Source organism: Rheinheimera sp., assembly GCF_020217005.1.
In the GTDB taxonomy this organism is placed as follows: domain Bacteria; phylum Pseudomonadota; class Gammaproteobacteria; order Enterobacterales; family Alteromonadaceae; genus Pararheinheimera.
The window spans coordinates 1-10,000 of sequence record NZ_JAIWOI010000361.1 but is presented as its reverse complement, the minus strand read 5'-3'; the positions used below and the strand labels follow the sequence as shown (position 1 = coordinate 10,000).

The window sequence follows — 10,000 nt, the reverse complement described above, 5'->3', positions numbered from 1 at the left end:
CAGCTGTCTGCAAATTCCATATTGCTGACTAAATCCACCACTGTGGCGCTTTTTGGCAAATAGGTCACTAATGGAGTCTGAGTGCCATCTTCATCTGTTTCATAGGCATCTTCATCTTTTGTTTCTGAGGTGTAGCTCAGGTTCGCCGCCAGACTCCACCAGTCGGTTGCGCGGTAACTGACCCCAGCCACCAGTTTATCCGGGCTTATGGTGATCAGCGGGTCACCATTGTCTTTTTCGCCTTCATGATGGCTATAAGAGAACTGAGCACTCCAGCTTTGATTAAAGCGCCATGCCCCTTGCAGCTCTACGCCTGTCACATCCACATCACCGACGTTTTCGTTGATGGTATAAGGGTTGCCTTGTGTCACAGTACAACCGAAGCTGGTGCAGCTTTCATAGACAGTGCCCGGGTTTTGTACTTTGGTGACATTTTCAATCATGTCGCGGTAGTTATCTTTAAACAGCGCCACTTTGATCCTGCTGTTATCACCTTGCCACTGGTAAGCCAGTTCCAGATTAGTGCTGTACTCAGCTTCTAAATTGGGGTTAGATAAAGAACCATATAAACCAGTCACCACTGTGCCAGTGGCTTGTTCAGTGCGGCTGACGGATGAGGTCTGAAAATACATTTCTTCTGTACTTGGCGCACGGAAACCACGGCCCAACTGCAGCGCTACACTTTGTTGTTCTGTCAGTTGATAGTTCCCCACCAACTGACCTGTCATAGCGCTGAAGCTGCTGTCCTGCACTGACGCTGTGACATCGGTAAAACCATCATTTAACTTAGGTTTGTAAGACACATGATCGTAACGCAGGCCACTGGTTAAACTAAAAGCACTGTTGTTAAATTTAATGCTGTCACGTACGTACAGATGCCATAAGTCAGCGTCAGTCTCTGGCACAAAGTCAGGGTCTATATCCTGCTTTGCAATTTCCATAGTCTGGCCAACATAACTGGTATCTATAGCGGAGAAATCAACCGACTTTTGCTCCAGAGCACCACCATACACCAGTTGATGGCTGCTGCCCTGACTGTGCAGCTCTTTATCCAAAGCAAAAGCCCATTTCAGCAAGTCTTGCTGGTAATCGCGGTCTTCACTGCGGTAACAAGGGCCAGTGGTACATAAACGGGCGGCACTGGCAGGGGCCAACATCAGGGTGAAAGCGTCGTTATTGGTTTTCTGATAATCCAGACTAGTAGAAAAAGCGTCAAACCACTGATGACCCGCTAACCAATTGTAGTTTAAACCAATACGGCTACGTTCCTGCTGGTCGTCACTGCTACGGGTCAGGTAACTGCGGCTTAACCAGGATAAGTTGTTGGTGTCGATATCTGCTTTAAATAACTCAGCGGTCAGGCCTATATCCTGAATCTCTGTCAGTTGGTACTTTAATTTGGTCAGCAGATTGTGGCTGCTGTTGTCCTGCGGATCCGCAACAGGGCGGCCAGAACCTGTAATGGCCTGACGTTCGGCTGAGTCGGCGTAGTTTTCCATTTCGTGGCCTTCACGCTTGGTCAGCACGGCCAAAGCTTCCAGCTTGCCGCTGCGGTTTGCCAAAGTCACAGTGCCCTGAGTTTCATCATTAGCACCACTGTAAGCCGCTTTTAACCGGACAAAAGTATCGTTGCCTTCTGCTTCTAAGTAATCTGCAGCATCTTTAGTGACAAAAAGTACGGCGCCCCCTAAGGAACCACTGCCCGCAGCTATGGCATCAGCGCCTTTAACGATTTCAATTTGTTTCACCGCATCAGGGTCTATACCACCACGACCTGCAGCAAAGAAATCATAAAAAGCATAAGTGGGCGGGTTTAAGGTTTCACCTACAGACAAACCGTCCACTGTAATAGCCACCTGATTGCCTTCCAGGCCACGAATATTAAAGCCAGCAGAACCAAAACGGCCCTGGTCAGTTAAGCTGACGCCTGGGATATAACGCACCATATCTTCTAAACGTTGCACCTGCTGCTGTTCCAGCTGCTTAGCTTTAATCACTGTGCTATTAGCTGTGGTCGATTTTTTATCTTCAAGCGCAGTGGCAGTAACTGTCACTGCATCCAGTTGCGACAAATCTTTTGTCGCCTGTTCAGCTGCAACTTCTGCCAACAGGGAGGTGGAAAATAAGCTGCTGATAGCAACAGCAATTAAAGTTTTAGAACAGGGCATGAAGCTCTCCTTGACGAGCTAAAGAGGTGTGGTAAGTCCACAGGATGGCGTCATCCTAGATCAAATGAGAATTATTCTCAACAATAAAGTTCAATTTATTTTTATATATATCAATGAGTTATAATTTAAGAACGCAAAAAACTCCCTATCCAGAGAATAGGGAGAACAACAGGAGTTGGGAGGCAACTCAACAGGAATTTTATGTTTAAAAATTAGCCATCTTTGCTCTGAAGCTGCAGGCGCACCAGCCCCAGTTCAGCTTTACCTTGTAGCTCTAATGGCTTCAGATCGGCTTGCCAATTCAGCGGCAGAGTTAAATGTTCATGGCCACCATGCTCACGCGCCACTTCCAGATGCAACTGGTACTGACCCCATGGCACCACAGCACCTTGCTGATCACGACCATCCCACTGCAGCTGATAAGTGCCAGGTTTTTGGGTGGCTCCGGCAATCTGATCTATTTGCTCCGGATTTTTCCGACCCAACCGGCGCCACCAGTGATTCAGCTCCTGATACCAGCGGCTTTGCTGGCCGACCAAACTCAATTGGCGTACAGGTTTTTTCTGCTGATCGGTCAGCCATACCGAAACATAAGGTCTTTTGTAATTTCCATCACTGAATTTGGGCAACTGATAGCTAATTTGCAGCCCCTGCTGCTGACTTTGGCTTTTGTCCGCCAGATAGTCATACCAGGAGTTGGATGCATACCAGTTGGCCGAGTCAGTTTTGATTAAAGCTGCGGCCTGCTGTTGATCGGTCAGCTGCTGGCCCTGCTTCAAGTCCAGCACCGCCAGACTTTGCGCCAGTAAATAGGCTGTGACTGCATCTTTAGCCAACACTGTGGCTGTTGGGCCGTATTCCACTGGCCAGCCTTCTGCAGGATTCAATAGCGGGCTAAAAGTCCGGTACGACACTTTGTACCCTTGCTGAGCATTAGCAGTTTCAGTCTGAGCTAAAGCCACTGAATTCAGTTGCAGTTGCTGTAACAACGGCTGTTCAGTACCCAGACTCAGCTTTGTGCTAAGTGCATCAGACCATACCAATCGGCTGACACCAGATTGCAGATCCATTTGCTTTAACTCTGGGAACCAGCTTTTTAGCAGTACAGCGGTATCATCCAGCAGCCGTGCATTAGCTAAGCCGTCCAACTGCCAGACCACAGTATTGTAGTTAGCTGCTGAAACGACTTGCTGCTCAATGGCTCTGGTTTGACGGCGTAACTCCACTCTATCCGGCAACACCTGGCTTTTTACGGCGTGCTGCCATTGCTGTGCTATAGCTCCTAAACGGCAGCTGTAACTTTGTTGGCTTAAAGCACGCCATTCTTCACAGAGCTGAATTAACTCATGCTGTTTTGGTTTAGCCTCAGTTAACCAGTGCTGAAACTGAGGTAGTCTGGCCTGCCAGTCCTTTTGGCTGACGCCTTCCAACTGCAGTTTCAGCGGCTTCCCTGCAACATCTTGCTGATAACTGACAGAGTCAGCCAGCACCAGCACAGGACTGAACGATAATAGCGTCAATGGCCAGACAAAACGTTTCATTACTCAGCAGTACCTTTGGTTACTTCAGTTTCAATTACAGGCAAAGCTTCAGCCATAGTCACTTGCTGGTTTAGATCTGTATCCCAAAGTTTAAACATACGCTCGCCTGAAGCATTAAACTCAGCAACGCTGACTTGCTGATTGTTGTCTTTATCCAGGGCTTTAAAACGTACTGCAGCCTGCTTTAACTGAGCGGTACGGGTTTTTGCAATCTGACGATCCAGACGGTCTACAAACTCGTTCAGGTATTCATCGCTGCTCAGCTCGCCGTTTTTGTCCAGATCAGTACGGGCAAAAGCGGCATCGCGTTGCTGTTGGTACTCTGTTTTGTCGACTTTGCCGTCGCCATTCTGGTCGTACATATCCAGCATACCGGCCACGCTGTGGGTCGTTGGCATCACTAAAGCCGGGCGGGCGCGCACAGTCTGTTTGGCGTCAGGTTTACGCTCGCGCTCTGGTAGCGGGTCAGCTTTACTGATCACACCATCTTTATTGGTATCTATATAGGCAAAAGCTTTATCACCTGAGGCATTGTATTCATCATGGCCTATGGTTTTGCTTTTGTTTTGATCCAGAGCTTCGATACGCACCAGCGTTTGTTTAATTTGGCCTGTACGTTCGGTATCGAGTTTTTTATCCAAGCGACCGGCGTATTCATTGACGTATTCGTCCACCGACACCTGACCATCTTTGTTCTCGTCCATCGCGCTGTAACGCCGCTGGCGTACTTCTGCAAATTCAGCCTCACTGACAGTGCCGTCTTTATTCAGATCATAATCCTGAATAAAACTGGCTTTGCCCTGAGCTGTAGGCTGATGAGCTGGTTTTTTCGGGGCTTTTTCATCGGCAGCTAAATAACAGCTGGTGATGGCTAAAAACAAACTAAGGGCAGTGCTTCTGCGTTGCATCATAAACTCCTGTTATTCAGTGACTTCAACTACAGCGCTATAGCTGTAACTGTAGGTTGGGGCTTTGGCACCCGCTGGTGCATCGGTACGAAAACGGGTCAGCAGCAGATAGGTACCTGCTTTATCCAGTTCAAAAGTCAGTTGGCCTTGTTTGTCAGTGGCCAGTTCTTTCGAGGCTTTAGTTTCAGCTTCGGCTGAATTGGCTGGATACACCTGCACTTTTTGTTCGGCCAAAGCTTTGCCGTTATAAAGCACAGTGGCTTTGATTGGGCTTTGGATATACAGGTCGTTTGGATGGCTTTGGAACACCAGCTCCAGCCCTTTGTTGCTTGCTTTTAATGCGGTTTGGCTTGGTGCGCCTTTGCTGACATAAGTTTCAGCCAAGGTGACTGACTGGAAATGCGCCGTTAACTTAGCACCAGCAGGAATTTGTTCCTTTGGATCTCTGCTGTTATGGGTTTTGCCGTCTTGTTGCCAGCTACGAAATACAGCACCGAAACGTTGGCCCGTGCTGAATTTATAAGTGCCGTCTTGCTCCAACTGGTGCGCCACTGCAGTGCGGGTTTTACCTGAAAACAGCTCTTTTGGTGTCACAGCTTTGCCATCAGGCTGCAGCACTTTAAATTCGCTTTGGTCAAAGGCTACTTCAGGCACAAAAAACTTCTCAGCAAAAGCAGCGTCCAATGTGACCCAGCCACCTAAAGGTTCAAAACTGGCTGGTGCCAGATAAGGAGTGTGAGCAGTCGCAGTAAAAGTCAGCAACAACGAGGCAGAACAAAGCAGGGGTTTTAGTTTAAACATAAGGCGCTCCAGTTAATGAGAATAGATCTCATTTAAATAGTGAGCGCCACTCTAGATCAAATGAGAACTATTTGCAACTAGAGTGTTTTATCTTTACATTTTGAACGGTGTTTTCATCGCCGTAACAGTGCTCCTGCAATTACGGCATACCGTCCATCCATGGACATAAAAAAGCCGGGGCCAGTCGGGCCTGGACGGCAAATAAATGCTTATTGAGCTGAGTAATTAGGTTTTAACAACAACTCACCTGGTTGCAACACTAAAGTTAAAGGCATACCACACAAGACTTTTTCCGTAACTTTGCTGCAATCAAGCTTATACACAGGTTGACGATTCAACAGTTGCGCCAGAATAGCTTTAGCTTCGTTGCTTAAAGGTGCCAGTTTGAGTTGCGAGCTGCCACTGCCGACACTGGAATCCAGAATGGTTAAGTTTTTCAGATAAATGGCATTTTTCTCGTCGTCAAAATAAGGCAAAGCCGACAAGTGTAAATTTAGATCTGTCAGTACTGATTTGAATAAAGCATCCACTTCAGCGCCAAGCGCAAGTTTGAGCTCTATCTGTTGTTTGTTTTCCGGCGCTAATTGCAGTTCGAGTTGCCGTACGGTCAGCGTCAGCGGCAAGCCCAACATTTTCCCCTTTCCTTGCTGTTGCTCTAATTGATTGAGTAACAAGCTCTGCAATTCCTGCTGCTTCAGGCTGAAAATATCCAGATGATTCAACTGAGTACAGGATACAAGTAACAGCAAACTTATTGTCTGAATTATATGTTTGGTGAGCATGTGATAGTCCTTCAAAGCTAGTCTGGCGCGAACTTTAGCAAGTTCGAATGAACCTTTGCTGATTTTTTTCGTATTGATTCCAACTATTTCGCCTCTGCGTACGACTTAATAGCAGACCTTCAGGGAGAGTAGCGATGAATACACCAGACCAAATTCAATTACCGGGTTTACGACAGCTTTTAACGGCCTTTATTGTGCTGGTGCTGATGTTATTAGCTTTTGATTCTGTATTGCAGTGGCTTAGCTTCAGTTTGCACCAACAATCCCTGGCAGCGGAATTATTGTTTCCTATGGGCTGGTTGTCGGTTTTGTTTTGACTTGTTATTAATTAAGTCAAAAAGGCTAAATGCTTCACGTGAAACACTATCACGGCTGACAAAAAGTCTTTTTCGATTTGTTTCAGGTTATGGCAGGAATTCCGTTTTTTACCGCAGTAATAAGCCTGAAAAACAAAAAACCCGTCACTAAGGACGGGTTGTATTGACGATCATCTGATCATTATTTCTTAATTTTCACCGGTCTTTTCCAGCCACTGATATGGCGCTGCTTAGAGCGCGCTACCACTAACTCATCTGCAGCTACACTGGCTGTGACTACTGAACCAGCGCCTACAGTGGAGTTTTGGCCTAAAGTGATTGGCGCTACTAAAGAACTGTTGGAGCCGACAAAAACGCCATCTTCAATAGTGGTAACAAACTTATTAGCACCATCGTAGTTACAGGTAATAGTACCGGCACCAATGTTCACTTTGCTGCCAATGACCGCATCACCTAAGTAGGTTAAATGGTTCGCCTTAGAACCTACACCTAAAGTGGCTTTTTTCAGCTCGACAAAGTTGCCGACATGGCTATCGTCTGCCAGCACTGAATCAGGGCGAATGCGGGCATAAGGACCAACAGAACAGCCAACACCTACACTGGATTTTTCAATCATGCTATTGGCTTTAATTTCAGTGTTATCGCCTATCACCGCATCTTTGATCACACAGTTAGGGCCTATCACCACGCCATTGCCCAGCACCACTTTGCCTTCAAAAATCACGTTGACGTCGATCATCACATCGTTGCCGACTGTGACCTCACCCCGTATATCAATACGGGCAGGGTCACGCAGGTTAGCACCGTTTAACATTAATTCTTCAGCTTTACGTGCCTGATAAGCCCGCTCTAACTGAGCCAGTTGTACACGGTTATTGGCACCTTCAGTTTCAATGGCAGTAGCAGGATGAGCTGTTGTGATGTCCACCCCTTCTTTGTGCGCCATAGCGATAATATCGGTCAGGTAAAACTCGCCCTGAGCATTATTGTTCTGTAACTGGCTTAACCATTTTTTCAGTTGTTTGCCAGGCACAGCCATAATGCCGCTGTTCACTTCTGTGATTTTCAGCTGTTCGGCGTTAGCGTCTTTTTGCTCAACTATACCTACGACTTTGCCGTTTTCACGCACCATACGACCATAACCTGTTGGGTTGGCCAGATGTACAGTCAATACAGCTAAACCATCAGCAGCACGGACTTCGAGAAGCTTTTCTAAGGTCTCTTTACGGGTTAAAGGCACATCACCATACAGCACCAGCACTGTGTCGTTGTCAGCGATATGAGGCACAGCCTGCTGCACAGCATGACCTGTACCTAATTGTTCGGCTTGTAACACCCAGTGTAAATCCTGTTCGCCTAAAGCAGCTTTCAGCTGATCGGCACCATAACCATACACCAGATTAATAGACGCTGCGCCCAAAGAGCGGGCCGTGTCGATCACATGCTGCACCATAGAGCGTTCCGCCACTTTATGCAGCACTTTAGGTAAAGCAGATTTCATCCGCGTGCCTTTACCGGCCGCCAGGATCACAACGTTTAAAGCCATATCAGCCAATCCTTTTGATTACTATGCGGCGATTTTAACGGAAACCAGCTGAAATTACAGTGAATGGGCAAATAAAAAAGCCACCCTAAGGTGGCTTTTTACTATGCAGTAATCCGCTTATTTTTTGCGAAGTTTCTGGATTAAACGTAACTGGGCAATAGCTTCAGCCAATTGAGCTGCAGCTTCTGCATAGTTGAAGTCAGCACCTGCGTGTTGCATTGCTTCTTCAGCACGTTTCTGAGCAGCTAAAGCAGCTTGCTCATCCAGATCTTCAGCTCGTACCGCTACGTCGGCCAGCACTGTGACGCTGTGCGGCTGTACTTCAAGTACGCCACCAGCGACATAAATCAGATGCTCTTCGCCAAACTGTTTGACGATACGAACCATACCAGGCTTGATTCCAGTAAGAAGCGGAATGTGACCAGGTAAAATACCCAATTCACCTTCACTACCTGTTACCTGAATGGATTCCACCAGACCAGAAAAAATCCGCTCTTCGGCACTTACCACATCCAGTTGTACTGTCATTGCCATTTCGCTCTCCTAAAGCTGTAGTTGATTACAGCTTCTTCGCTTTTTCGATCGCTTCGTCGATAGAACCAACCATGTAGAAGGCTTGTTCTGGCATGTGATCGAATTCACCTTCCAGAATGCCTTTGAAACCACGGATAGTTTCTTTCAGCGGAACGTATTTGCCTGGAGAGCCAGTGAATACTTCGGCTACGAAGAATGGCTGAGACAGGAAACGTTGGATTTTACGTGCACGGTAAACCACAGTTCTGTCTTCATCAGACAATTCGTCCATACCTAAGATGGCGATGATGTCTTTTAATTCTTTGTAACGTTGCAGCACTGACTGTACGCCACGGGCTGTATCGTAGTGTTCTTTACCTATCACTAACGGGTCCAGCTGACGTGAAGTAGAATCCAGTGGGTCGATCGCCGGGTAAATACCCAGTGAAGCGATGTTACGGGACAATACTACTGTCGCATCTAAGTGAGAGAACGTAGTAGCTGGTGACGGGTCAGTTAAGTCGTCCGCTGGTACGTAAACCGCTTGTACAGATGTGATAGAACCAGTTTTGGTTGAAGTGATACGCTCTTGCAGTACACCCATCTCTTCGGCCAGCGTTGGCTGGTAACCTACTGCAGATGGCATACGGCCTAACAGAGCTGATACTTCTGTACCGGCCAGTGTGTAACGGTAGATGTTATCTACGAAGAACAGAACGTCACGGCCTTCGTCACGGAACTTCTCGGCCATAGTCAAGCCGGTCAGAGCTACACGTAAACGGTTGCCTGGTGGCTCGTTCATCTGGCCATACACCAGTGATACTTTGTCCAGAACGTTTGAGTCGTTCATTTCGTGATAGAAGTCGTTACCTTCACGAGTACGCTCACCAACACCGGCGAATACAGAGTAACCACTGTGTTCAATTGCGATGTTACGGATCAATTCCATCATGTTTACGGTTTTACCAACACCGGCACCACCGAACAGACCAACTTTACCACCTTTAGCAAACGGACAAACCAGGTCGATAACCTTGATGCCAGTCTCTAACAGAGCGTTTGAAGCAGCTTGATCTTCGTAGCTTGGTGCTGCACGGTGGATAGGCATACGCTCATCTTCACCGATAGGACCAGCTTCGTCGATTGGCTCGCCTAACACGTTCATGATACGACCTAAAGTCGCTTTACCTACTGGTACGTGGATGGCTTTGCCAGTGTTAGACACTTCAGCGCCACGACGTAAACCGTCGGTTGAACCTAACGCGATAGCACGTACAGTACCGCCGCCTAATTGCTGTTGTACTTCAAGTACTAAACCAGCCAGGTCGCCGCTTGTTACGTTTAACGCGTCATAGATACCAGGTACCGATTCTTGTGGAAAGTCGATATCCACAACGGCGCCAATGATTTGGACTACCTTACCT

9 protein-coding genes are annotated in these 10,000 nt (G+C 47.3%); 1 reads left to right on the top strand and 8 read right to left on the bottom strand.

Annotation, left to right across the window (positions count from 1 at the left end; all coding sequences use genetic code 11):
• The 5 genes from LDL40_RS17930 to LDL40_RS17910 form a co-directional block, all read right to left on the bottom strand.
• Window positions 1–2,168 (bottom strand): TonB-dependent hemoglobin/transferrin/lactoferrin family receptor (locus LDL40_RS17930; protein ID WP_300996843.1); only part of this gene is annotated, 2,168 nt, incomplete at its 3' end.
• A 212-nt stretch (window positions 2,169–2,380) separates the two neighbouring features.
• The gene (locus LDL40_RS17925) at window positions 2,381–3,709 is read right to left on the bottom strand and encodes a DUF2271 domain-containing protein (protein ID WP_300996842.1); all 1,329 of its coding nucleotides are present in this window, start codon (window positions 3,707–3,709) and stop codon (window positions 2,381–2,383) included.
• Window positions 3,709–4,617, bottom strand: coding sequence for a hypothetical protein (locus LDL40_RS17920; RefSeq protein WP_300996841.1), 909 nt, complete (start codon window positions 4,615–4,617; stop codon window positions 3,709–3,711). The genes LDL40_RS17925 and LDL40_RS17920 overlap by 1 nt, the downstream gene beginning before the upstream one ends.
• Before the next feature lie 12 nt (window positions 4,618–4,629).
• Window positions 4,630–5,418, bottom strand: a complete 789-nt coding sequence (locus LDL40_RS17915) for a DUF4198 domain-containing protein (RefSeq protein WP_300996840.1) — start codon at window positions 5,416–5,418, stop codon at window positions 4,630–4,632.
• A gap of 209 nt (window positions 5,419–5,627) precedes the next feature.
• Window positions 5,628–6,200, bottom strand: a complete 573-nt coding sequence (locus LDL40_RS17910; RefSeq protein WP_300996839.1) for a DUF1439 domain-containing protein — start codon at window positions 6,198–6,200, stop codon at window positions 5,628–5,630.
• A 134-nt stretch (window positions 6,201–6,334) separates the two neighbouring features.
• On the opposite strand from LDL40_RS17910, the gene LDL40_RS17905 reads away from it, so the two are divergent.
• Window positions 6,335–6,517 (top strand): hypothetical protein, encoded by a 183-nt coding sequence (locus LDL40_RS17905; protein ID WP_300996838.1) that lies wholly within the window; start codon window positions 6,335–6,337, stop codon window positions 6,515–6,517.
• A gap of 181 nt (window positions 6,518–6,698) precedes the next feature.
• On the opposite strand, the gene glmU is transcribed toward LDL40_RS17905, so the two are convergent.
• The 3 genes from glmU to atpD form a co-directional block, all read right to left on the bottom strand.
• Window positions 6,699–8,063, bottom strand: a complete 1,365-nt coding sequence (gene glmU, locus LDL40_RS17900; RefSeq protein ID WP_300996837.1) for a bifunctional UDP-N-acetylglucosamine diphosphorylase/glucosamine-1-phosphate N-acetyltransferase GlmU — start codon at window positions 8,061–8,063, stop codon at window positions 6,699–6,701.
• A gap of 117 nt (window positions 8,064–8,180) precedes the next feature.
• A complete protein-coding gene (locus LDL40_RS17895; protein WP_053423945.1) occupies window positions 8,181–8,597 on the bottom strand; it encodes a F0F1 ATP synthase subunit epsilon in 417 nt (138 codons plus the stop codon).
• A gap of 25 nt (window positions 8,598–8,622) precedes the next feature.
• Window positions 8,623–10,000, bottom strand: a 1,378-nt coding sequence (atpD, locus tag LDL40_RS17890) for a F0F1 ATP synthase subunit beta (protein WP_300996836.1), incomplete at its 5' end; no start/stop codon positions are given.

Bases quoted from the DNA above. Each gene is read 5' to 3' on its own strand.
- LDL40_RS17925 (WP_300996842.1), bottom strand. From the start codon at position 3,709: ATGAAACGTTTTGTCTGGCCATTGACGCTATTATCGTTCAGTCCTGTG.
- LDL40_RS17920 (WP_300996841.1), bottom strand. From the start codon at position 4,617: ATGCAACGCAGAAGCACTGCCCTTAGTTTGTTTTTAGCCATCACCAGC.
- LDL40_RS17915 (WP_300996840.1), bottom strand. From the start codon at position 5,418: ATGTTTAAACTAAAACCCCTGCTTTGTTCTGCCTCGTTGTTGCTGACT.
- LDL40_RS17910 (WP_300996839.1), bottom strand. From the start codon at position 6,200: ATGCTCACCAAACATATAATTCAGACAATAAGTTTGCTGTTACTTGTA.
- LDL40_RS17905 (WP_300996838.1), top strand. From the start codon at position 6,335: ATGAATACACCAGACCAAATTCAATTACCGGGTTTACGACAGCTTTTA.
- glmU (WP_300996837.1), bottom strand. From the start codon at position 8,063: ATGGCTTTAAACGTTGTGATCCTGGCGGCCGGTAAAGGCACGCGGATG.
- LDL40_RS17895 (WP_053423945.1), bottom strand. From the start codon at position 8,597: ATGGCAATGACAGTACAACTGGATGTGGTAAGTGCCGAAGAGCGGATT.